The sequence below is a fragment of the Aeromicrobium alkaliterrae genome, from assembly GCF_039529015.1.
Lineage (GTDB): Bacteria > Actinomycetota > Actinomycetes > Propionibacteriales > Nocardioidaceae > Aeromicrobium > Aeromicrobium alkaliterrae.
In genome coordinates this window covers 782,760-805,533 of sequence record NZ_BAAAME010000002.1, presented here as the reverse complement: position 1 = coordinate 805,533, position 22,774 = coordinate 782,760, and the positions used below count along the sequence as shown (strand labels likewise).

17 protein-coding genes and 1 tRNA gene are annotated in these 22,774 nt (G+C 70.6%); 10 read left to right on the top strand and 8 right to left on the bottom strand.

The genetic code is table 11. The features are described 5' to 3' along the window. The first annotated feature begins 76 nt into the window (after positions 1 to 76). The 3 genes from pyk to ABD127_RS05115 are packed head-to-tail and all read left to right on the top strand — an operon-like array spanning position 77 to position 4,152. The gene (gene pyk / locus ABD127_RS05125; RefSeq protein ID WP_344198404.1) at positions 77 to 1,528 is read left to right on the top strand and encodes a pyruvate kinase; all 1,452 of its coding nucleotides are present in this window, start codon (positions 77 to 79) and stop codon (positions 1,526 to 1,528) included. Positions 1,529 to 1,573: 45 nt separating this feature from the next. Continuing rightward, entirely contained in the window at positions 1,574 to 2,929 is a 1,356-nt protein-coding gene (locus ABD127_RS05120) for a GH1 family beta-glucosidase (protein ID WP_344198402.1), read from the top strand. Next, complete coding sequence (locus ABD127_RS05115) at positions 2,926 to 4,152, top strand: MFS transporter (RefSeq protein ID WP_344198400.1); 1,227 nt, start codon at positions 2,926 to 2,928, stop codon at positions 4,150 to 4,152. Before ABD127_RS05120 ends, ABD127_RS05115 begins: the two co-directional genes overlap by 4 nt. A 14-nt stretch (positions 4,153 to 4,166) precedes the next feature. On the opposite strand, the gene ABD127_RS05110 is transcribed toward ABD127_RS05115, so the two are convergent. Beyond that, positions 4,167 to 4,249: transfer RNA gene (locus ABD127_RS05110), tRNA-Leu, on the bottom strand. 28 nt (positions 4,250 to 4,277) lie between these two features. Here ABD127_RS05110 and ABD127_RS05105 point away from each other — a divergent pair. Together ABD127_RS05105 and ABD127_RS05100 are read left to right on the top strand one after the other, a co-directional pair. Further along, the gene (locus tag ABD127_RS05105; protein ID WP_344198398.1) at positions 4,278 to 4,886 is read left to right on the top strand and encodes an ANTAR domain-containing response regulator; all 609 of its coding nucleotides are present in this window, start codon (positions 4,278 to 4,280) and stop codon (positions 4,884 to 4,886) included. Between the two features lie 174 nt (positions 4,887 to 5,060). Beyond that, complete coding sequence (locus ABD127_RS05100) at positions 5,061 to 6,323, top strand: ABC transporter substrate-binding protein (protein WP_344198396.1); 1,263 nt, start codon at positions 5,061 to 5,063, stop codon at positions 6,321 to 6,323. A gap of 217 nt (positions 6,324 to 6,540) precedes the next feature. Here the strand turns inward: ABD127_RS05100 and ABD127_RS05095 are convergent, their stop codons facing one another. The 5 genes from ABD127_RS05095 to ABD127_RS05075 form a co-directional block, all read right to left on the bottom strand. Continuing rightward, positions 6,541 to 7,362 (bottom strand): ABC transporter ATP-binding protein, encoded by an 822-nt coding sequence (locus ABD127_RS05095; protein WP_344198394.1) that lies wholly within the window; start codon positions 7,360 to 7,362, stop codon positions 6,541 to 6,543. Further along, positions 7,355 to 8,254: an ABC transporter ATP-binding protein gene (locus ABD127_RS05090; protein ID WP_344198392.1), complete on the bottom strand. Its 900-nt coding sequence runs from the start codon at positions 8,252 to 8,254 to the stop codon at positions 7,355 to 7,357. The genes ABD127_RS05095 and ABD127_RS05090 overlap by 8 nt, the downstream gene beginning before the upstream one ends. Next, complete coding sequence (locus ABD127_RS05085; protein ID WP_344198390.1) at positions 8,244 to 9,239, bottom strand: branched-chain amino acid ABC transporter permease; 996 nt, start codon at positions 9,237 to 9,239, stop codon at positions 8,244 to 8,246. Before ABD127_RS05085 ends, ABD127_RS05090 begins: the two co-directional genes overlap by 11 nt. Before the next feature lie 10 nt (positions 9,240 to 9,249). Beyond that, complete coding sequence (locus ABD127_RS05080; RefSeq protein WP_344198388.1) at positions 9,250 to 10,587, bottom strand: ABC transporter permease subunit; 1,338 nt, start codon at positions 10,585 to 10,587, stop codon at positions 9,250 to 9,252. Positions 10,588 to 10,718: 131 nt separating this feature from the next. Next, positions 10,719 to 11,462: a DUF554 domain-containing protein gene (locus tag ABD127_RS05075; RefSeq protein WP_344198386.1), complete on the bottom strand. Its 744-nt coding sequence runs from the start codon at positions 11,460 to 11,462 to the stop codon at positions 10,719 to 10,721. Between the two features lie 56 nt (positions 11,463 to 11,518). Between ABD127_RS05075 and ABD127_RS05070 the strand changes: the two genes are divergently transcribed. Both ABD127_RS05070 and polA read left to right on the top strand, forming a co-directional pair. Next, positions 11,519 to 12,106: a GNAT family N-acetyltransferase gene (locus tag ABD127_RS05070; RefSeq protein ID WP_344198384.1), complete on the top strand. Its 588-nt coding sequence runs from the start codon at positions 11,519 to 11,521 to the stop codon at positions 12,104 to 12,106. 52 nt (positions 12,107 to 12,158) lie between these two features. After that, positions 12,159 to 14,819: a DNA polymerase I gene (gene polA / locus ABD127_RS05065; protein ID WP_344198382.1), complete on the top strand. Its 2,661-nt coding sequence runs from the start codon at positions 12,159 to 12,161 to the stop codon at positions 14,817 to 14,819. A 32-nt stretch (positions 14,820 to 14,851) separates the two neighbouring features. Here polA and ABD127_RS05060 read toward each other — a convergent pair whose 3' ends face one another. Together ABD127_RS05060 and secD are read right to left on the bottom strand one after the other, a co-directional pair. Beyond that, positions 14,852 to 16,009 (bottom strand): heparan-alpha-glucosaminide N-acetyltransferase domain-containing protein, encoded by a 1,158-nt coding sequence (locus tag ABD127_RS05060; protein WP_344198380.1) that lies wholly within the window; start codon positions 16,007 to 16,009, stop codon positions 14,852 to 14,854. A 96-nt stretch (positions 16,010 to 16,105) separates the two neighbouring features. After that, entirely contained in the window at positions 16,106 to 18,451 is a 2,346-nt protein-coding gene (gene secD, locus ABD127_RS05055) for a protein translocase subunit SecD (protein WP_344198377.1), read from the bottom strand. 84 nt (positions 18,452 to 18,535) lie between these two features. Here secD and ABD127_RS05050 point away from each other — a divergent pair, with 84 nt between their 5' ends. Genes ABD127_RS05050 through ABD127_RS05040 form a run of 3 tightly spaced genes read left to right on the top strand, consistent with a single transcriptional unit; the run spans position 18,536 to position 22,760 of the window. Then, positions 18,536 to 19,504: an aldo/keto reductase gene (locus tag ABD127_RS05050; RefSeq protein ID WP_344198375.1), complete on the top strand. Its 969-nt coding sequence runs from the start codon at positions 18,536 to 18,538 to the stop codon at positions 19,502 to 19,504. A gap of 51 nt (positions 19,505 to 19,555) precedes the next feature. Next, complete coding sequence (locus ABD127_RS05045; RefSeq protein ID WP_344198373.1) at positions 19,556 to 21,583, top strand: APC family permease; 2,028 nt, start codon at positions 19,556 to 19,558, stop codon at positions 21,581 to 21,583. Next, positions 21,576 to 22,760: a class I SAM-dependent RNA methyltransferase gene (locus ABD127_RS05040; RefSeq protein ID WP_344198371.1), complete on the top strand. Its 1,185-nt coding sequence runs from the start codon at positions 21,576 to 21,578 to the stop codon at positions 22,758 to 22,760. The genes ABD127_RS05045 and ABD127_RS05040 overlap by 8 nt, the downstream gene beginning before the upstream one ends. The last annotated feature ends 14 nt before the right edge of the window (positions 22,761 to 22,774 follow it).

The following is a 22,774-nucleotide window of genomic DNA, read 5'->3' as shown; positions in this document are numbered from 1 at the left end:
CACTCGCGAGCGGTAATTCGGGGGAGGGGGGCGTCGTGACTGTCGGGTAATGGGACACCCTCGCTAGGCTCGGGGGGTGCGTAGAGCCAAGATCGTCGCGACCCTCGGACCTGCCGTCAACACGGCCGAACGGATCCTCCAGCTCGCCGAGGCGGGCATGGACGTCGCCCGCCTCAACATGAGCCACGGTGAGCAGGCCGACCACCAGGCGAACCTCGAGTTCGTCCGTGCGGCGGCGGTCCAGACCGGCAAGGCCATCGCGGTCCTGGCCGACCTGCAGGGCCCGAAGATCCGTCTCGGGCGCTTCTCGGGCGGCCCCGTCGATCTCGGCCTCGGCGACCGCTTCACGATCACGATCGACGAGGTCGACGGCGACCAGACCCGCTGCTCCACGACCTACAAGGGTCTTCCCGGCGACGTCTCGCCGGGCGACGAGATCCTCATCGACGACGGCCGCGTGCGCCTGCGCGCGCTCGAGGTCAACTCGACCGAGGTCCACACGATCGTCGAGACCCCGGGCGTCATCAGCAACAACAAGGGCCTCAACCTCCCGGGTGTCGCGGTCAGCGTCCCGGCGATGTCGCCCAAGGACATCGACGACCTGCGCTTCGCGCTGCGGCTCGGCGTCGACTTCATCGCCCTGTCGTTCGTCCGTTCGGCCCGTGACGCCGAGGACGTGCGCCGGATCATGGCCGAGGAGGGCATCCACCGCCCGATCATCGCCAAGATCGAAAAGCCCCAGGCCGTGGAGGCGCTCGACGACATCGTCGACGCCTTCGACGGCTTCATGGTCGCCCGCGGCGACCTGGGCGTCGAGCTGCCGCTCGAGGACGTCCCGATCGTGCAGAAGCTCATCGTCGAGAAGGCACGCCGCAACGCCAAGCCCGTCATCGTGGCGACGCAGATGCTCGAGTCGATGATCTCCTCGCCGCGTCCCACCCGCGCCGAGGCGTCCGACGTCGCCAACGCGGTGCTCGACGGCGCCGACGCGGTGATGCTGTCCGGCGAGACCAGCGTGGGGGAGTACCCGATCCACACGGTGCGCACGATGGCGCGCATCATCGAGTCCACCGAGGACCACGGCCTCCCGCGCATGGCGGCGTACACGTGGCAGGCCCGCACCCGCACCGGCATCGTCTGCAAGGCGGCCCAGCAGGTCGGCGAGTCGGTCGACGCGCGCTACCTCGTCGCGTTCACCACGACGGGCGGATCGGCCCGTCGCATGGCGCGCTACCGCTCGCACATCCCGGTGCTGGCGTTCACCCCGCACGAGCTGGTGCGCAACCAGCTCGCCCTGACCTGGGGCGTCGAGACGCTCCTGGTCCAGGAGGTCGTCCACACCGACGAGATGGTGATGCAGGTCGACAAGGCACTCCTCGACGCGGCGCGCTGCTCCGAGGGCGAGGAGGTCGTGGTCGTCGCCGGTGCCCCGCCCGGAATCCCCGGGTCGACCAACGCGCTGCGCATCCACCGCATCGGCGACGCCATCAACCGGGTCGTGCCGGCCTACCAGGACATCCAGGCCTGACGAAAACCTGGACGCGGGGCCGTTCCATGCTCGACGCTGTCGATCATGGTGACGTCGCCCGACAGGTTCTGGTGGGGCGTCGCGACGTCCGCCTTCCAGATCGAGGGAACCGGCGACGACGTCCCGCGCGGTGAGTCGGTCTGGGACGAGTTCTGCCGCAGGCCAGGTGCGATCGCCGACGGCTCGGACGCCCGGGTGGCGACCGACCACGTGCACCGCCTGAGCGAGGACGTGGCGCTCGTGGCCGGACTGGGTGTCGACGCCTACCGGTTCTCGATCTCGTGGGCGCGGATCGTGCCCGGCGGCTCGGGGCCCACGTCGACGGCCGGGCTCGCCTTCTACGACCGGCTCGTCGACGAGCTGCTGGCCGCGGGGGTCGAGCCCCTGCCGACGCTGTTCCACTGGGACACCCCGCTCGAGCTCGAGCAGGCAGGCGGTTGGCTCGAGCGCGACACGGCGCAGCGCTTCGCCGACTACGTCGAGGTCGTCGCCGCGCACCTGGGCGACCGAGTGGGGCACTGGATCACGATCAACGAGCCGCGCGAGGTCACGATGCTCGGCTACGCGCTCGGTGCGCACGCCCCGGGCCGGCAGCTGTTGTTCGACGCGTTGCCCGCCGCACACCACCAGCTCCTCGGCCACGGGTTGGCGGTGCAGGCGCTGCGTGCCGCCGGTGCGACGAGCGTCGGGATCGCCATGAGCCACGAGCCGGTGCGGGTCGTGGGAACCACCGACGACGACCGGTCAGCGGCCGACCTCTACGACGTGCTCAACAACCGCTTGTTCGCCGACCCGGTGCTCCTCGGGCGTTACCCGGAGGGGTTCGCGGACCTGATGCCGGGCTCCGTCGAGGACGACCTGCGGCTGATCGCGGCGCCGCTCGACCGGTACGGCGTGAACTACTACAGCCCGGCGTTCGTGGGGGCGGCCACGGGGGAGGGGGCCGACGTCAACGGTGTCACGATGCCCGACGGACTGCCGTTCGCCGTGCACGACGTGCCACCCGGGTGGACGGGGGAGCGGACGGACTTCGGCTGGGCGGTCGCACCTGAGGACCTCGCGACGCTGCTGGTCCAGCTGCGCGAGCGGTACGGCGCGGACCTCCCGCCGATCGTCGTCACGGAGAACGGGTGCTCCTACGACGACCCCATGGTCGACGGCCACGTGCAGGACGACCGTCGCACCTCCTTCCTGGCCGAGCACGTCGCAGCCCTGCGAACGGCGCAGGAGTGGGGCGTCGACGTGCGCGGGTACTTCGTGTGGACCCTCGTCGACAACTTCGAGTGGGCGGAGGGGTACCGGCAGAAGTTTGGCCTGGTGCACCTGGACCCCGACACGCTCGAACGCACCCCGCGTGCCTCCTACGCCTGGTACGCCGACCACATCAGGTCGTCCCGGTGACGACGACCCCGACCACCGACGTCGGCCGTCGCTGGCTGACGCCGTGGACCCTCGTCATGATGGGCACGTTCGGTGCGTACTACGCGATCGCGCAGGTCGTGCTGCCCGAGCAGGCCGAGCAGGTCACCTCGTCCGACGCGGCGAAGGTGACGCTGACGGCCTGGGCCACCGGTGTGGCGGCAGCGGTGACCGTCGTCGTCGCGATCGTCGTTGGCGTGCTGTCGGACCGCACGACGCACCGTCGTGGGCGCCGGTATCCGTGGATCGTCGGGGGCGTCGTCGTGATGGCGGTCGGCGTCGCCGCACAGGGATGGGCGACCTCGCCGGTGGCCGTCGTCCTGTGCTGGTCGGTCGTCGCAGTGGGCTACGCGAGCGCCGGCTCGGCCGTCCTGGCGGTGGTGCCGGACGACGTGCCGGTGACCCAGCGCGCGTACGTGTCGGCCTTCTACGGCATCGCGCTGAGCGCGGGTCCGTTGGTGCTGATCGCCCTCGCCGTGGTCGCGTCGGGGAGCCTGCGCCTGCAGTTCCTCGTCGTCGCCGCTGCGTGCCTCGTGCTCGCCCTCCCGTTCGCGCGCCGCTCTCGCAGCACCCCGCTGGACCCGGAGGACCGGCCCGTCCGCCCGAGCACCCGCGTCGTCCTGCGCGGACTCGTCGCGCCCCTGCAGCACGCCGACTTCGCATGGGCCTGGGTCGGACGGTTCGGCATCCAGCTCTCCAACGCGCTGGCGCAGGTGTACCTGTTCTTCTACCTCAAGGACGAGGTCGGGGCGTCCGACCCCGACACGGCGCTGCTCGTGCTCACGGTCCTGTACGCGCTCTCGGCGGCGGGCGTGGCCGTCCCGGCCGGCCGGTGGTCCGACCGGACGATGCGACGCAAGCGACTCGTCGTCATCTCCTCGGTGCTGCAGGGTGCGGCCGGGCTCGTGCTGGCGTTCGCTCCCACGATGGGCGCAGCGGCGGTGGGTGCGGTGCTGCTCGGCCTGGGCTACGGCGCCTACGCGAGCGTCGACCAGGCGCTCGTCACGCAGGTGCTGCCGTCGGAGCAGGACCGCGGCAAGGACCTCGGCATCATCGGCGTCGCGAACGTCCTGCCGTACGTGCTGGCGGCGGCCCTCGGTGGCGTCGTCATCAACGTCTGGGGCTACGCGACCCTGTACGTGCTGGTGCTGGTGACGGCGCTGCTGGCTGCCGCATCGGTGCAGCCGATCAGGAGCGTGCGCTGACGGCGCACACCGGGTGCCGACAGCGGGACTCGAACCCGCACGCCCTTTCGGACAATGGTTTTTGAGACCATCGCGTCTACCATTCCGCCATGTCGGCCTCGTGCGAGGCCCGATAACCTTCTCACGTGACCACCGCCCAGGAGCCCTCGACCCCGGCCACCCGGATCGTCATCGCCGAGGACGAGGCACTGATCCGACTCGACCTCGCCGAGATGCTCGCCGAGGAGGGCTACGACGTCGTGGGGCAGGCCTCCGACGGCGAGCAGGCCGTGGCGCTCGTGGTCGAGCACCGGCCCGACGTGGTGCTGATGGACATCAAGATGCCGCGGCTCGACGGCATCGAGGCGGCCTCCCGCATCGCGGAGCAGCGCCTCGCGCCCGTGGTCCTGCTGACGGCGTTCAGCCAGCGCGAGCTGGTCGACCGCGCCCGCGACGCCGGGGCGATGGCCTACCTCGTCAAGCCGTTCCAGAAGTCCGACCTCGCACCGGCGATCGAGATGGCGCGCAGCCGTTTCGCCGAGATCTCGACGCTCGAGGCGGAGGTCGACGACCTGACCGAGCGCCTCGCGACCCGCAAGGCCGTCGAGCGGGCGAAGTCGGTCCTGCAGGAGTCGTTCGGCATCACGGAGTCCGAGGCCTTCCGGTGGATCCAGAAGTCGGCGATGGACCTGCGCATGTCGATGCGCGAGGTCGCCGACCAGGTGATCGACAAGGGTCCCGGCCTCAACGGCTGACCTCGCTGCCGCGCTGCTCAGGCGGGAGGTTCCCGGCCGTTGGTTACAACTTGGCTACGTCAAGGGGCGACCTGGCGACTGTCACACAAATGACACGCCAACGGGTTAGGTTCCTCCTAATCCGCACGCCCCCGTGACCGGGTGTGTGCGTCCACTGAGAATCCCGGAGGATCGATGACGCGCAGGACGAAGACGTTCCGTCTCGCTGCCGTGGCCGCGACGAGCGCCCTGGTGCTCGCCGCATGTGGCGGCGGCGATGACGACGGTGGAAGTGACAACAGCTCGACCGAGTCCAAGAGCGACGGCGTGCTGACGGTGGGCACCCTGCTGCCGCAGACCGGCAGCCTCGCGTTCCTCGGCCCGCCGGAGTTCGCCGGTGTCGACCTCGCGATCAAGGAGATCAACGAGGCCGGCGGCGTGCTCGGCCAGGACGTCGTGGGCGTCAAGGCCGACTCGGGTGACACCGACTCGGGCATCGCCCCGGCCGAGACCGACAAGCTCCTCGACGCGGATGCCGACGTCATCGTCGGAGCCGCCTCCTCGGGCGTCTCGATGACCGTGGTCGAGAAGATCATGTCGGCCGGTGTCGTCATGTTCTCGCCCGCCAACACCTCGACCGCCTTCGACGAGGGCGACTTCGCGGATCCGGACCTGTACTTCCGCACCGCTCCCTCCGACATCCTGCAGGGCGCCGTCATGGCGAACCTCCTGCTCGAGGACGGCAAGCAGAACGTCGCGATCCTGGCCCGCCAGGACGCCTACGGCGAGACGCTGGCCGAGGAGATCGGCAAGGGCCTGGAGAACGCCGGCAGCACCGTCGCCGCGACGGTCTTCTACGGCGAGAACGCGCAGTCGTACGACTCGCAGGTCCAGGAGATCGCGGACGCCGCTCCGGACGCGGTCGTGCTGGTCGCCTTCGAGGAGACCACGACGATCGTCCCGCAGCTCGTGTCGGCCGGTGTCGGCCCGCAGGACGTCGCGACGTACTTCGTCGACGGCAACACGGCCGACTACAGCGGCAAGCTGCCCGACGGCACGCTGACCGGCACGAAGGGCACCATCCCCGGTGCCGAGGCCACGGGCGACTTCCGTGAGCGCCTGCTCGCGGTCGATCCGTCGCTGACCGACTTCACCTACTCGGCGGAGTCGTACGACGCGACGATCGTCTCGGCGCTGGCGGCCATCGCGGCTGACAGCGACGCGGGCGACAAGATCGCCGAGGAGATCCCGGGCGTGACCGAGGGTGGCACGAAGTGCACCTCCTTCACCGAGTGCGCGGATCTGCTCGAGGCCGGCGAGGACATCGACTACGACGGTGTCTCCGGTCCGATCGAGCTCGGTGAGACGGGCAGCCCGACGGCCGCCTCGATCGGCATCTACCAGTACGGTGCCGACAACAAGATCTCGCCGATCAAGTACATCAGCGGCACGATCTGATCCGTCGCTGACGGAAAGCACCAGCGCGACGCCCCCGGGACCTCGGTCCCGGGGGCGTCTTCGTGCGTGGCGGGGGTGCCACCGCTGGGGCGGTGCGTCAGCCACCTTTCGAGACCCTTGAAAGGTGGCTGACCTACCGCCCACCCAAGGAGGGCGGGACGACGAAGGCCCCCGGACCGAGGTGGTCCGGGGGCCTTCGTCGTCAGCGAGGCTGGGTTCAGCTCGCCTTCTTGGCACCCAGGGTGCCGAGGTACAGCTCGATGACCTTGGGATCGTCCGCGAGCGCCTTGCCGGTGCCCGAGTAGGCCGTGCGGCCGTGGTCGAGCACGTAGCCGCGGTCGCAGATCTGCAGGCAGCGCTTGGCGTTCTGCTCGACCATGATGACCGAGACGCCCGCCTTGTTGATGTTGCGCGTCTGCACGAACACCTCGTCCTGCAGGACGGGGGAGAGGCCGGCCGACGGCTCGTCGAGCAGCAGGACCTGCGGGTCCATCATGAGCGCTCGGCCCATCGCGACCATCTGGCGCTCACCACCCGACAGCGACCCGGCGCGCTGCTTGCGACGCTCGCCGAGGCGCGGGAAGAGGTCGGTCACGAAGTCGAACCGCTGCTGGAACTTCTTGGGCTCCTGGTAGCAGCCCATCTCGAGGTTCTCCTCGATCGTGAGGCTCGGGAACACGTTGTTCGTCTGGGGGACGAACCCGATGCCGGCCGTCACGAGGGTGTCGGCGCGCTGGTTCGTGATGTCCTGGCCCTTGAGGGTCACGGAGCCCTCGTGGATCTTGACCAGTCCGAACAGCGACTTCAGCAGCGTCGACTTGCCGGCGCCGTTGGGGCCGATGATGCCGACGAGCTCGCCGGGCTGGCAGTACAGGTCGGCGCTGTTGAGGATGTTGACGCCCGGCAGGTAGCCGGCGATCAGCCCGTCGGCGCGCAGGACGGCGCCGTCCGCGCCGGCCGCGTGCTTCTGGTTCTCCTCGGAGAAGTTCGCGCTGCGCTCGGCGTCGCGTCCGGAGTCGTGCGGAGTGGCCTCAGCCATGGGTGGCCTCCTCGTCCAGCTCCGCCTCGGCCGCGGCCTCGAGGGAGCTCTCGTCCAGCTCGGTGATGTCGGTGTCGTGGTGCGCACCGAGGTACGCGTCGATCACGGCCGGGTTGGACATGACCTGGTCGGGCGTGCCCTCGGCGACGATCTGCCCCTGGGCCATGACGATGACCCAGTCGGAGATGTCGCGCACCATGTCCATGTCGTGCTCGACGAACAGGACCGTGCGGCCCTCGTCGCGCAGCGACTTCACGTGGCCGAGCAGCGACTGCTTGAGGGCCGGGTTCACGCCGGCCATGGGCTCGTCGAGCATGATGAGCTCGGGGTCGACCATGAGCGACCGAGCCATCTCGAGCAGCTTGCGCTGACCGCCCGAGAGCGATCCGGCGAAGTCCTCGCGCTTGGCGTCGAGCTTGAAGCGGGCCAGCAGCTCGTCGGCGCGCTTGGTGTTCGCGTCCTCCTGGGAGGACCACAGGGCACGGAACGGTGCCGACCAGAACTTCTCGCCGCGCTGGCCCGTGGCACCGAGACGCATGTTCTCGATGACGGTCAGCTTGGAGAGCACCTTGGTCAGCTGGAACGTGCGCACCATGCCACGCCGGGCCACCTTGTAGGCGGGGACCTTCTGCAGCGAGGTGCCGTTGAAGGACCACTCGCCGGAGTCGGGGACGTCGAAGCCGGTCAGCAGGTTGAACAACGTCGTCTTGCCGGCGCCGTTCGGACCGATCAGCGCGGTGATGACGCCGCGCTGGATCTCGAGGTGCTCGACGTCGACGGCCTTGAGACCGCCGAACTGCCGCGTGATCTTGCTGCCCTTGACGATCGGGTCGGGCTTGACGACGCCGGGCTCGGCGGCGACGCCTGCGAGGGAGTGGTTGTCAGCGGGCATCGATGGCCAGCTCCTTCCGGTCGCCGAAGATCCCTTGCGGGCGGTAGATCATCAACAGCATCAGTCCGAGGCCGACGAGGATCAGACGGACGAGGCTGGCCTGCGTGTCGGACATGATGTCGCTCGGGATCAGCGGGTCGGTCCCGCTGGTCGCCTGGCTGAAGAACGACCCGATCCCGGTCATGAGGAACCAGAAGATCATCGCGCCGATGACCGGACCGAGGACGCGCGCCGCGCCACCGATCAGCAGCGCCGTGTAGGCGTAGAACGTCACGTTGGTCGAGAAGTCCGAGCCCTTGACGTTGTTCTGGAACAGGGCCAGCACGATGCCACCGAGGGCGCCGAACACGCCGCCGAGGACCAGCGCCTGCATCTTGTAGGCGAAGACGTTCTTGCCGAGCGAGCGCACGGCGTCCTCGTCCTCGCGGATCGAGCGCAGGACGCGGCCCCAGGGGCTGCGCATGAGCAGCCACACGAGCAGGCACGCCAGGATCACGAGCGCCCAGCCGACCGTCAGCGTCCAGAGGTCGCCGCGGCGGTAGGAGATGAAACCGAGGTCGAGACCGCTGTTGTACGGGTTGAGGTCGTAGAACGTGGTCGCGAACCCGCTGAGCCCGTTCGAGCCGCCGAAGACGTCCTTGGTCTCGACCGCGCCGAAGATCAGGCGCAGGATCTCGGCCGTCGCGATCGTCGCGATCGCCAGGTAGTCGGCACGCAGTCGCAGGGTCGGGACGCCCAGCACGATGGCCAGGACGACCGCTGCGAGCACCGCGATCAGGATGCCCACCGCGAACGGCAGGTCGTACGTGACGACGCTGACCGAGAGCCCGAAGGCGCCGACGGCCATGAAGCCCGCCTGGCCGAAGTTGAGCAGGCCCGTGTAGCCGAAGTGGATGTTGAGGCCGATGGCCGCCAGCGCGTAGACGATCGCGGTCGGGCCCAGGGCCGAGGCGAGCGCGCTGCTGAAGATGGTTCCGAAGTCCATGACGTTCCTTTCAGCCTATGCGCTCGGGTCGACCGAGGATGCCCTGCGGTCGGACCAGCAGGATGAGGATGAGCACGACGAGGGCGCCGACCTCCTTGATCGAGGACGGGATGCCGAAGAGCGGCCCGACCTCGTAGAGGATGCCGATGATCATCGAGCCGAGCAGGGCGCCCCAGATGGTGCCGAGACCGCCGAGCGTGACCGCCGCGAAGACCAGCAGCAGGAGCTTGAAGCCCATCTGGAAGTTGACCTGGCTGTTGATGGCCAGCAGGGCTCCCGAGAGGCCGGTGAGCGCCGTGCCGAGGACCCAGACCGACCGGATCACGCCGTCGACCCGCAGGCCGGACGAGGCCGACAGCGCCGGGTTGTCCGACACCGCCCGCATCGCCTTGCCGAGGCGGGTCTTCATCAGGCCGACGCACGTCACGGTCAGCACGACGATCGCGACGATGATGATGCCGGCCTCCTTGTCCGCGAGGGAGAAGAAGCCGTAGTCCTTGCGCGGCTGGGTCACGTACTGCGAGAGCGAGCGCCGCGAGCCGCCGAAGCCGAACTGGAAGACGAACCGCAGGAACAGACCGAAGCCGATCGACACGATCATCATCGCGATGATGCCGATGCCCTTGTTCCGCAGTGGTTTCCAGAGGAACTTGTCCTGCAGCCAGCCGAAGCCCGCCGAGACGACCACCGCCGCCACGACGGCCAGGATGACCGGGAGCCCGAACGCGCGGTTCATGACGTAGGTCGCGATCGCGCCGAACGTGATGAGCTCGCCGTGCGAGAAGTTCGTCAGCTTCGTCGTGCCGAAGATCAGCGACAGGCCGAGGGCGGCGAGGCCGATGATCAGGCCGAACTTGATGCCGCCGACGAGAGCCGTGATGAACCGCTCGCTGAAGGGCACGGAGGCCTGCTCGGCGACACCGATCTGGAACTGGGCGAAGTTGCCGCCGTCCAGGAGGGCGTTGACCGTCCGGGTGGTCGAGCCGTTCAGCTCGATGCCGTCCGGGAGCGTGTCCTCCTCGAGCTCGACGGTGTACTCGCCCTGGCCGGGGATCGAGATGAACGCGCGGCCGTCGGTGTCGGTGACGCCCTCGCCGATCTCGGTCTTGTCGGCATCGGTCACGACGAGCGTGACACCGGGGATCGGGTCGTCGGTCGAGCTGTCGACCAGCGTCACACCGATGAACGCGCCCTGCGGGGGCGTGTTCTGGGTGGGCGCCGTGGTCGAGGCTGACGGGCTGGCAGGTGCCGGGCTCGGGTCCTCCGTCGCGCTCGCCGCAGTGGCGGGCAGGAGGAGCACCATGAGAGCGAGCACCGCCGTGACGAGCACATGGGTCGTCCGTCGCACGCGGGTCTCCTGGGGGTGGAAGGGCTCGAGTGGGGCTCGAGTTCTTGGGAGCATAGCCCGCGAGGGGCGCTCTGGCTCGTGAGTGGCGCAGGACGCAGGTAACGATTCGATGACGGGTCCGAGAGCCCGGTTCAGAAGGCGGCGACGGCCGTGACCAGCAGCGGCGCGACGACGAGCGCCGGCAGCAGGTCGGCCACGGGGAAGCGCGCGAGGTCCAGCAGGCGCAGGGCCACGCCCACCAGGATGAGGCCGCCGACCGACGTCAACGCCGCGAGCTGTGCGTCCGGCACGACGTCGCCGATCAGCAGCCCGACGACGGTCAGCAGGCCCTGCACGAGCCCGACGCTGAGGGCCGAGGCCATGACCCCGACGCCGAGCGACGCGGCGAACGCGAGCGAGGCGAATCCGTCGAGCACCGACTTCACGAGCAGCTGCTCGGCGCCGCGGCCGAGCCCCTCGTTGAGCGATCCCAGGATCGTCAGCGGGCCGACGCAGAACACGAGCGACGCGGTCACGAAGCCCTCGACGAAGCGATCGTTCCCGCCGCCGTGGTCGCGGCGGACCAGACGCCCGCGCAGCCACCCGCCGACGGAGGCGACCCGGTCCTCGAGGCGCACCAGCGATCCGAGGATGCCGCCGATCGCGAGCGAGCCGAGGACGATCAGCACCGGCGCCTGGGTCCCGACCGCATCGACGAAGGCCGGGTCGCTCACCGCGACGGCGGCCTGTCCGGCCAGCAGGAGGGTGACCAGGCCGAGGGCTGCCGTGACCGTCGTGCGCACCCGCTCGGGAAGGCGGTGTCCGACGAGGAGTCCGAGGCCCGACCCCAGCAGGATCGTCAGGATGTTCGTCAGGGTGCCGACACCGATGGGCACGGGGACCTCCGGGAAGCGGGTACGGGCGGACGACGACTCGGCGTAGTCTGGCACCCATGCGACCGCGCTTCCCCCTCACGGTCCGCGAGGCCACCTCGGACGACGCCGCCGAGCTGGCGCGCCTGTGGCAGGACGCGGCGGTCGAGGGCGGCGAGGCCGGAGCCGGGCACGCCGCGCTCTGGCACGAGCCCGACCTCGCCGAGGCGTCCGAAGCACTGGCCTTCAACCTGGACCACCCGCACCGCACGGTCTGGGTCGCGCTGCACGAGGACGTCGTCGTGGGCGCCGTCGCCGCGACGATCACGACGATCACGCCGGTCACCCTGACCCGCGCCCTCGTCGTGACCGACCTCGTGGTCGACCCGGCCCGCCGCCGTCACGGCATCGCCTGGCAGATGCTGCTGCAGGTCGCCGAGCACGGGGAGAAGGAGCAGTGCGAGCTCTACCTGGCGATCATCCCCGGTGCCGCGCGTGAGCCTGCTCGCTACCTCGCGAAGGTCGGGTTCAGTCCGGTCGCGTCGGTCCGGGCCATCACCGCGACCACGCTGCGGGCGAAGGTCGCGTCGGTCGGAGCGGCGTCGCCCGCGGGCCGCATGCTCGCGGTCCGACGCTCGATGCGCCGCCGCGAGGGCCGTCAGGGCTGACCCGAGCACGCTGTCGGCTCGGCTGTCGGCGCTGGGCCGTAGGGTGGTCGCCGTGGACCGACTGCTGCTGATCGACGGCCACTCGGTGGCCTACCGTGCGTTCTTCGCCCTGCCCGTCGAGAACTTCGCCACCACGACGGGGCAGCACACCAATGCGGTGTTCGGGTTCACGTCGATGCTGATCAACGTCCTGCGCGACGAGCAGCCGACGCACGTCGCCGTCGCGTTCGACGTCTCGCGCCAGACCTTCCGCACGGCCGAGTACGACCAGTACAAGGCCAACCGTGCGAAGTCGCCCGACGAGTTCAAGAGCCAGGTCCCGCTCATCAAGGAGGTGCTCGACGCCCTCGGCATCCGCACCTTCGAGAAGGAGGGCTTCGAGGCCGACGACATCATCGGCACGCTCACCCGCGACGCCGAGGCCGCCGACATGGAGGTCCTGATCTGCACGGGCGACCGCGACGCGCTGCAGCTCGTCACCGAGCGCACCACCGTGCTGTACCCCAAGCGCGGCGTCTCCGACCTGGCCCGCATGACCCCGGCCGCGGTCGAGGAGAAGTACGGCGTCGTGCCTGAGCAGTACCCCGACATCGCGGCGATGGTGGGCGAGACGAGCGACAACCTGCCGGGTGTTCCCGGCGTCGGGCCCAAGACGGCGGCGAAGTGGCTCGCCACCTACGGCTCGCTCGGCGAGATCGTCGACCAGGTGGCCGACATCCCCGGCAAGGCCGGGCAGTCGCTGCGCGACCACCTCGACGACGTGCTGCGCAACCGCCGCATCAACGCGCTCGTCCGCGACCTCGACCTCGGCGCGGAGCCCGCCGAGCTCGCCTTCAGCACCGAGTGGGACCGCGAGGCGATCCACCGGGTCTTCGACGCGCTCGAGTTCGCGGCGCTGCGCGAGCGCCTCTTCTCCTACCTGGGCGGGGGCGCCAGCACCGAGGAGTCCGCGGCCAGCGCCGCGGTCGACATCGTGCTGGCCGAGCCCGAGGCCGGTCAGGTCGGTGCCTGGCTCGACGAGCACACCGCCGAGGCCGTCGGCGTCGAGGTCGTCGGGGTCACCTCCACGGTCGGCGCCCGGGTCGACTCGCTCGCCGTCGCCACGGCCGACGGGCACGCGCTCTGGATCGACGCGGCCGAGCTCGACCCGGCCGACGACGCGGCCCTCGCGTCCTGGCTCGCCGACGCCTCGCGCCCGAAGGTCCTGCACGACGCGAAGGGCCAGCTGCACGCCCTCGCCGCCCAGGGCTGGCCGGTCGCCGGTGTCACGGCCGACACCGCGATCGCCACGTACCTCCTGCGCCCCGACCAGCGCGCGTACGACCTCGCCGACCTCACGATGCGCTACCTCAAGCGCGAGCTCGTCGACGTCGACTCGTCGGGCCAGCTGACGTTCGAGGACGAGACCGACCAGACCGCGGTGCAGCGCGCCCGCGCAGCGCTCGACCTGTGGGCCGTGCTCGAGCCCGACCTGGAGTCGGCCGAGGCCCTCACGCTGCTGCACGACCTCGAGCTGCCGCTCGTCGACGTCCTGCTCGCGATGGAGGACGTCGGCATCGCGATCGACACCGAGCACCTCGACGCGCTGCACGCCGAGTTCACGACCCGCATGACGGAGGCGGCCCAGCAGGCGTTCGACGCGATCGGTCGCGAGGTCAACCTCGGCTCGCCCAAGCAGCTGCAGGAGGTGCTGTTCGACCAGCTCGGCCTGCCCAAGACCAAGAAGACCAAGACCGGCTACACGACCGACGCCGACGCGCTGCAGTCGCTGTTCGCCAAGTCCGAGCACCCGTTCCTGGCGCACCTGCTGGCCCACCGCGACGTCACGCGCCTGAGGCAGACCGTCGAGGGCCTGCAGAAGACCGTGCAGGCCGACGGCCGCATCCACACGACGTTCGCGCAGACCATCGCCGCGACCGGACGGCTGTCGTCGTTCGACCCGAACCTGCAGAACATCCCGATCCGCACCGAGTCGGGACGCCGCATCCGCGAGGCGTTCTGCGTCGGCGACGGCTACGAGACGCTGCTCACGGCCGACTACAGCCAGATCGAGATGCGCATCATGGCGCACCTGTCCGAGGACGCCGAGCTCATCGAGGCGTTCAAGTCGGGGCGCGACTTCCACACCGTCATGGCGGCGAAGGTGTTCGACCGCGAGCCCGACGACATCGACGGCGGCCTCCGCGCCCGCATCAAGGCGATGAACTACGGCCTGGCCTACGGGTTGTCCTCGTTCGGCCTCGGCCAGCAGCTCGGCATCAAGCCGGGCGAGGCCCAGGTGCTGATGGACGACTACTTCGCGACCTTCGGTGGTGTGCGCGACTACCTGTTCGGCGTGGTCGACGAGGCCCGCCAGACGGGCTACACCGCCACGATGCTGGGCCGCCGGCGGTACCTGCCCGACCTGCAGAGCGACAACCGTCAACGCCGCGAGATCGCCGAGCGCATGGCGCTCAACGCCCCCATCCAGGGTTCGGCCGCCGACCTCATCAAGGTCGCGATGCTCGGCGTCCAGCGAGGCCTGCGCGAGCAGCAGCTCACCTCACGTCTGCTCCTGCAGGTGCACGACGAGCTCGTGCTCGAGGTGTCGGCGGGGGAGCGCGACGCGGTCGAGGAGCTCGTCCGCGAGCAGATGGGTGCCGCCGCCGATCTCTCCGTGCCGCTCGACGTGTCGGTCGGCACCGGCCGCACCTGGCACGACGCCGCCCACTGACGGCCATCCGGCGGCTGGCGCTGCTGGCCTCGTCAGTCCCGTTCGCCGTTGATGCGGCGTGCACCCCAGGCGGTCAGACGCTCCGCCGGCCCGCGGCCGAGCGTCAGCGCCCAGGCGGTGCACGCCGCCATCAGCACGATCACCGAGCTCGCCCACAGGCCGTTGCCGTCGAAGGATGGCGGCCATCCGAAGGCGGTCGGCGCGAGTCCGAACGGCCAGACGATCACGGCGATCGACACGACGTGGGTCGAGTACGCCGTCAGTGGCATCGAGCCAAGCGCAGCGACGGGGATCAGCACCCAGCGCAGCGGCCGCGCCAGCAGAAGACACAGGCCCAGCACGGCCAGCGCGAAGCCACCGGAGCCGATCGTCTCGAAGGTGCCGCCCGAGTGCGGCGTGACGCCGAAGGCCGTCTCGGGGACGTTCGAGAAACCGCCGATCTCCTGCAGCCGCTCGACGTAGCTGCCGCCCTCGCCCGGCACGACGTCGTCGTAGTAGTAGTCGAACTCGTCCGAGCCCGATGAGGTGTCGCTGACGGGCACCCCCTCGCGCGGACCGCCGATCGCGGAGTTCACGGCGTTGCCGACCCCGTAGCCCAGACCCGCGAGCAGCACCCCGGCCACGAGCAGGAGCGCGGCCGCCCGGATCGTGCCGAGCGCCTGCCGACCGAGCGCCAGCCCGGTCAGCATGAGCGGCAGCCACACGGCGATCGGATACGTGCCCTGCAGCAGGAAGAGCACCCCAGGACCGGACCGCCCGAGCGCGATCGCCTGGAGGGTGGCCACGGCGAGGGGCCCGAGCAGCGCGATCGCGGCCGCGGCCACCAGGAGCGTGCGGTGACGCAGCCCCAAGAACGGGATGACGAGCAGGAAGAGCACGCCGTAGACCGGAAGGATGACCGCGATCTCGGTGCCGAGACCCTCCAGGAAGAGACCGATCGCCAGCACGACGAGGGCGCGCCCGGCCATCCTCAGCCGCGCACTGCGCAGCGCCTCACCCGTCGGACGGGTGGTGCCACCGCTCGCGAGAGCCACCGACACACCGGCGAGCAGCGCGAACAGGATCGCCGACCTCCCGTGGACCAGCGACCCCCACGTGCTCGGATCGCGCCAGAGGAGCTCGGGGAGGGAGCCGGTGTGCGCGCCGATCATCCCCACGATGGCCAGACCACGGGCCACGTCGATGCCCATCAGGCGCGGTGGGCGCCCGAAGGTCGCCCACCGCGAGCGGCGAGCCGGTCGGGCGTCCGCCGTCGCCGAGGGGGGTGGTGGGCCGACCATCCTCGGCTAGAGGACCGCGCCGGAGCCGTCGGGTCCGCCGCCACCGTAGGGATTGGCGGAGCTGGCCGAGGCCTTGCCGTCCTCGATGTGGGCGTACGGATCGGTGACCTTCGCGGGCTTGCCGTCGGGGTTGTCCGGCCAGCGCTCCTCGAGCACGACCGCGAGCGCCGAGGCCGTGAACACGGTCGACAGGATGCCGATCGACAGGCCCAGCAGCAGCGCGATCGCGAAGTCCGTCAGCGAGTCGCCACCGAGGACGGCGAGCGCCGCCAGGATGAACATCGCGCCGAGACCCGTGTTGACGGTGCGGGGCAGCGTCTGCACGATCGCCTCGTTGACGACCTCGCGCAGAGATCGGCTGCGGTTCTCGAGTCGGTGTTCTCGGATGCGGTCGAACACGACGATCGTGTCGTTCACGGCCAGACCGATGATCGACAGCACCGCGGCCAGGAACACGCCGTCGATCGGCTTGCCCCACCAGGCGAAGATGCCGACGACCGCCAGGACGACCGAGACCATCGAGACCTGCGCGGCGATCGCGAAGGTCCAGCGGAACCGCCACGCCAGGTAGATCATCTGCACCGCGATCGCGATGGCGAAGGCGATGAGGGCCTTGTTGCGCAGCTCGGTGCCGAGGCTCGCCGTGACCTGCTCGTCACGCTCGATCTGTGCGCCCGCGCCGAGCTCGTCGATCGCGGTGGTGATCTGGTCGACCTCCGCGTCGGAGACCTTCTCGACGCGGACCGTGACGTTCTCGCTGACGCCGTCGCTGGACGACTCCTGCACGACGGCGCGGGGGAACCCGGCGGCTGAGACGGCCTCGCGGGCCTCGTCGATGTCGACGCTCTCGGTCGTGGAGTACTCGAGCAGACGGCCGCCGGTGAACTCGACGCCCAGGTCGAGTCCGCGGACGACGATGCCGCCGATCGCGACGATCGCGACCGCGGCGGTCACGAGCAGCCAGGTGCCGCTGCGCTTGATGAGCTGCGGCGGGCGCTCGTCGAGACGACGACGGACGAAGCCGGTCGAGGCGACGCCGCTGATCGCAGGCCGCTTCTGCAGCCACTTCCGGTTGGCGGCCCACTCGGCCAGCACGCGGGCGATGACGAGCGCCGAGATCATCGACGCGATCGTGCCGATCGCCAGGGTGACGCCGAAGCCCTTGACGGGTCCGCTCGCGAGCAGGAACAGCAGTCCGGCCGCGATCAGGGTCGTGACGTTCGAGTCGATGATCGCCGACCAGGCCTTGGTGAAACCGATCGTGACGGCCTTCGGCAGGCTGCGGTCGGCCTCGTCGCGTTCGGCGTACTCCTCCCGCGCTCGTTCGAACGTCAGCACGTTCGCGTCGATCGCGAGTCCGATCGCCAGGACGAATCCGGCGAGTCCGGGCAGGGTCAGCGTCGCTCCGATGCCGACGAGCAGTCCGAACGAGATGAGGGCGTACGACGTGAGCGCGATCGTCGCCAGCAGGCCCATGACCCGGTAGACGAAGATGATGAACAGGCCCGTCAGGGCGATGCCGATGATGGCGGCCTCGATCGAGGCGTCGATCGCGGCCTCGCCGAGCGTCGCGCCGATCGTGCGCTGCTCGATCGTCTCGACCGGCACCGGCAGGGAGCCACCCTTGATCAGGGCGGAGAGGTCCTTCGCCGACTCGGCGTTGAACTGGCCGGTGATCGAGGTCTGGTTGCCGCCGCCGGACGCGCACAGGTCGGACTGGACGGTCGGGGAGGAGATCACGCGCTCGTCGAGCACGATCGCGATGCGCCCGACGCCCGGACCCAGGGCGCAGGCCTGCTGCACGAGGGACTGCCAGCCGCTCTGTCCGCCGCCGGAGAAGTCCACCGCGACGGTCCAGCGGTTCGACTGGCTGTCGAGCAGCGCGTTCGCGTCGGAGACGCCGTCACCGTCGAGGGCAGCCGGGCCGAGGTTCAGCGGGACGCCGCTCTCGTCGGGGAGCACGAGCTCGCCGTCGACGGGCGCGGCGGCCGGGTCGGCCTGCCCGAGCACCTGGTGGAACGTCAGCTGGGCGGTGCTGCCGATGACCTCGGCCGCCTCGGCGGGATCCTGCAGGCCGGGCAGCTCGACGATGATCCGGTTCTCGCCCGATCGCGAGATCGACGGCTCGGCGACACCGAGGGCGTCGACGCGCCCGCGCAGCACCTCGAGCGCGCGGTCGGTCGCCTCCGCGTCGGCCGTGACCCGGTCGGTGTCCTGGGTCTCCAGGACGATCTGGGTCCCGCCGCGCAGGTCGAGCCCGAGCTGGGCGGACTGGGTGTACGTGAGGGCGAAGGCGCCGGCGATGACCGCCAGGGCCACGACTGCTCGCCAGAAGGGCGCGCGCTTGGTCATCGATCGGCTTTCGTCGGTCGGGCGGGAGCGACCGACGTGCAACACCGGTCGGTTGAGCATAACCGTGCGGGCTAGCCTCGACGCATGGCGACTCGACATCTCGGACACAGCGGCATCACGGTCTCCTCGGTGGGCATCGGGAGCAATGCCTTCGGCGCGCGCGTGGACGCCGACGGCACGCGCGCGGTCGTCGACGCGGCCTTCGACGCGGGGGTCACGTTCTTCGACACCGCCGACGTCTACTCCTACGGCGCGAGCGAGGAGCTGCTCGGCGCCGCGCTGCAGGGCCGGCGCGACGAGGTCGTCCTCGCGACGAAGTTCGGCATGGACATGCAGGGTGCCAACGGCGACGACCGCGGGCGTCGTGGATCGGCGGCCTACGTCCGCACCGCGGTCGAGGCCAGCCTGCGCCGCCTCGGCACCGACCACATCGACCTCTACCAGCTGCACACGCCCGATCGCGTCACGCCGCTGGAGGAGACGCTCGGGGCGCTCGACGAGCTCGTGCAGGAGGGGCTCGTCCGGGCCATCGGCTGCTCGAACTTCGCGGCCTGGGAGGTCGTCGACGCCCACTGGCGCGCCACCACGCGCGGTGGCACGCCGTTCGCGACGGCCCAGAACGAGTACTCCCTGTACAACCGAGCGGCCGAGGCCGAGCTCGTCCCGGCGTGCGTCGAGCTCGACCTCGGGCTGCTCCCGTACTTCCCGCTCGCCTACGGACTCCTGACCGGCAAGTACCGCCGGGGCGAGGCGGCGCCGGCGGGCACGCGCCTGGCGGGCGACGGGCAGTCCCACCGCCTCGAGGGCGCCGACTGGGCGCGGATCGACGCGCTGCAGGCGTTCGCCGACGAGCGGGACATCGATCTGCTGACCCTCGCGATGGGCGGACTGGCCGCCCAGCCCGCCGTCGCGTCCGTCATCGCGGGCGTCTCCCGCCCCGACCAGGTGGCCGCCAACGTGCAGGCTGCGGCCTGGGTCCCGACGGCCGACGACCTCGACGCGCTGGCCGCCATCGGCACCCCGCAGCAGACGCACACGACCTTCGCGACCTGACCGGCACGGCGGAGGTCGGCCGAGCGGCCCTGGCAGGTCTACCATCGCCGCGTGGGCATCCTCCGAGTCGCCAAGCGTGCCGTCGTGGGCCGCCAGCTGCGCAGCACGCAGCTCGGCGAGACGTTGCTCCCCAAGCGCATCGCCCTGCCGGTGTTCGCGAGCGACGCGCTGTCGTCGGTCGCCTACGCGCCGGACGAGATCTTCCTCGTGCTGTCGATGGGCGGCCTCTCCGCGTACGCCTACAACTGGCAGATCGGCCTGTGCGTAGTCGTCGTGATGCTCACGGTGGTCGCGAGCTACCGCCAGAACGTCCACGCCTACCCCAGCGGCGGCGGTGACTACGAGGTCGCGACGGTCAACCTCGGCCCGAAGGCCGGGTTGACCGTGGCCAGCGCCCTGCTCGTCGACTACGTCCTGACGGTCGCGGTGTCGATCTCGTCGGGCGTGCAGAACGCGACCTCGGCGCTGCCCTGGCTCCGCGGGCACGAGGTCCTCGCGGCGTCCGCGCTCGTGCTGCTGCTGATGGCGATCAACCTGCGCGGCACCAAGGAGTCGGGCACCGCGTTCGCGATCCCGACGTACGCCTTCATGCTGGCCATCCTGGGCATGGCCGCCTGGGGTTACGTGCGGTACGCGACCGGAGACCTGCCGTTGGCCGAGAGCGCCGACTACGAGGTCGTGGGGGAGTCCCCGTACGAGTCGTTCACCGGACTGGCGATGGTCTTCCTGCTCGCGCGCGCCTTCTCCTCCGGCTGCGCGGCCCTGACCGGTGTCGAGGCGATCAGCAACGGCGTGCCGGCGTTCAAGCGTCCGAAGTCGCGCAATGCGGCGACGACCCTGCTCCTGCTGGGCACGATCGCCGTGACGATGCTGATGAGCATCATCGTGCTGGCCGACCTGATGCACCTGCGCTACGTCGAGGACCCGGCGGCGCAGCTCATGATCGACGGCAAGCCGGTGGGCGACGACTTCGAGCAGCACACCGTCATCGCGCAGCTCGCCGGGGCCCTGTACGGCGACTCGATCCTGTTCTACTTCACGATCGCCTGCACCGGGCTGATCCTCGTGCTCGCCGCGAACACCGCCTTCAACGGCTTCCCGGTGCTCGGCTCGATCCTGGCGCGCGACCGCTGGCTGCCGCGCCAGCTCGACCACCGCGGCGACCGGCTCGCCTACAGCAACGGCATCGTGCTGCTGGCCCTGGCGGCGGTGGCCCTGATCATCGCCTTCGACGCCGAGGTCACCAAGCTGATCCAGCTGTACATCGTGGGCGTGTTCGTGTCGTTCAACCTCAGCCAGCTCGGGATGATCCGGCACTGGAACCGGCTCCTCGCGACCGAGACGGACCCGGCCGAGCGCAAGCGCATGACCTGGTCGCGCGCGGTCAACGGCTTCGGCCTGGCGATGACCGCCACGGTGCTGGTGATCGTGCTCCTCACCAAGTTCCTCGCGGGTGCCTGGATCGCGATCGTGGCGATGGTCGTGCTGTTCGTGCTGATGCGTGGGGTGCGACGCCACTACGACCAGGTCTCCGCAGAGCTCGCCATCGACGACGCCGACGTGACGCTGCCGTCGCGGGTGCACGGCATCGTCCTGGTCTCCAAGCTGCACAAGCCGACGATGCGGGCCCTGGCCTACGCCAAGGTGTCGCGCCCCAGCTCCCTGGAGGCCGTCACGGTCTCCTACGACCCCGACGAGATCCTCGCCCTCCAGCAGGAGTGGGAGCGGCGCAAGATCGACGTGCCGCTCGTCGTGCTGGACTCGCCCTACCGCGAGCTCGTGCGGCCCGTCGTGCGCTACGTCAAGGAGCGCCGCAGGTCCTCGCCGCGCGACGTCGTCACGGTCTACGTGCCCGAGTACGTCGTGGGTCGCTGGTGGGAGCAGCTGCTGCACAACCAGACCGCGCTGCGGCTCAAGGGCCGTCTCCTGTTCGTCCCCGGCGTCATGGTCACGAGCGTGCCCTTCCAGCTCAGCTCGGCCGGTCTGGCCCGCATGAGGTCGGAGCGGCCCCTGGCCGGTGACGTGCGTCGCGGCGTGCAGGTGCGCGGGCGCGACGGCGAGAACGAGCCCCGTGCCTGAGGCTGAGCACGCCGACCTGCCGATCGTCGACGTGGGCCCCGTCGCCCACGGGGGCCACTGCGTCGCGCGCCTGGACGGTCAGGTCGTCTTCGTGCGGCACGCGCTGCCGGGCGAGCGCGTGCGGATCCACGTCACGGACGAGTCGTCGAGCTTCCTGCGCGCCGACGCGGTCGAGGTGCTCGAGGCGTCGCCGGACCGGGTGACCCCGCCGTGCCGATGGGCCACGACCTGTGGGGGCTGCGACTTCCAGCACGCCGACCTCGCGGCGCAGCGGCGCCTGCTGGGCGACGTCGTGCGCGAGCAGCTCCGCCGTCTCGCCGGACTCGACTGGGACGGCGAGGTCGAGGAGGTCGCGCCGTCGCTCGGGTGGCGCACGCGCATGCAGTACACGCGGGGCGCGGACGGCCGGCTCGGGCTGCGCGCCCACCGGTCGCACGAGGTCGTGCCGATCGACACCTGCCTCATCGCGCATCCGGACCTGCCGACGACCGCCGACGCTCCGGCGTCGAGCGAGCGGGTCGAGGCGGTCCTCTCCTCGACCGGGCAGAGCGCCCTGATCGCCGACGGACGCCGGGTCGAGGGTCCGCGCCGCGTCACCGAGCGGGTCCACCACCGTCACTTCGGCGTTGCCGCCGGGGGCTTCTGGCAGGTCCACCCGCGGGCCGCCGAGACGTTGGTCGACGCCGTCATGGCAGCTGCGGAGCTCCGACCGGGCGACCGCGTCGCCGACCTGTACGCCGGGGTGGGGTTGTTCTCGGCCTTCGCCGCGGAGCAGGTCGGGGCCGCCGGGCACGTCGTCAGCGTCGAGTGGGACCGCGTGGCCTCCGACGAGGCGCGGCGCAACCTCGCCGACCTGCCGCAGGCCGAGGTGCGCAACGGCGCGACCGAGCGGGTCACGCGCTCGATCGGGTCGGCCGACGTCGTCGTGCTTGACCCGCCGCGGGCCGGGGCGAAGAAGGCCGTCCGCGACATCGTCGGTCTGCGACCGCGGCGGATCGTCTACGTCTCGTGCGACCCGGCGTCCCTGGCGCGCGACCTCGCCCGCTTCGCCGACCTCGGCTACGGCGTCCGCGACGTCCGGGCCTTCGCGCTGTTCCCGATGACGCACCACGTGGAGTGCGTCGTCGTGCTCGATGCTGGGACGGCGGGAACATCCGAGGGACCTGACGCGTCCTAGCCGGGACCCGTCGA

Bases quoted from the DNA above. Each gene is read 5' to 3' on its own strand.
- ABD127_RS05120 (WP_344198402.1), top strand. From the start codon at position 1,574: ATGGTGACGTCGCCCGACAGGTTCTGGTGGGGCGTCGCGACGTCCGCC.
- ABD127_RS05090 (WP_344198392.1), bottom strand. From the start codon at position 8,254: ATGCCCGCTGACAACCACTCCCTCGCAGGCGTCGCCGCCGAGCCCGGC.
- ABD127_RS05070 (WP_344198384.1), top strand. From the start codon at position 11,519: ATGCGACCGCGCTTCCCCCTCACGGTCCGCGAGGCCACCTCGGACGAC.
- ABD127_RS05095 (WP_344198394.1), bottom strand. From the start codon at position 7,362: ATGGCTGAGGCCACTCCGCACGACTCCGGACGCGACGCCGAGCGCAGC.
- ABD127_RS05085 (WP_344198390.1), bottom strand. From the start codon at position 9,239: ATGGACTTCGGAACCATCTTCAGCAGCGCGCTCGCCTCGGCCCTGGGC.
- ABD127_RS05050 (WP_344198375.1), top strand. From the start codon at position 18,536: ATGGCGACTCGACATCTCGGACACAGCGGCATCACGGTCTCCTCGGTG.
- ABD127_RS05100 (WP_344198396.1), top strand. From the start codon at position 5,061: ATGACGCGCAGGACGAAGACGTTCCGTCTCGCTGCCGTGGCCGCGACG.
- ABD127_RS05060 (WP_344198380.1), bottom strand. From the start codon at position 16,009: ATGGGCATCGACGTGGCCCGTGGTCTGGCCATCGTGGGGATGATCGGC.
- secD (WP_344198377.1), bottom strand. From the start codon at position 18,451: ATGACCAAGCGCGCGCCCTTCTGGCGAGCAGTCGTGGCCCTGGCGGTC.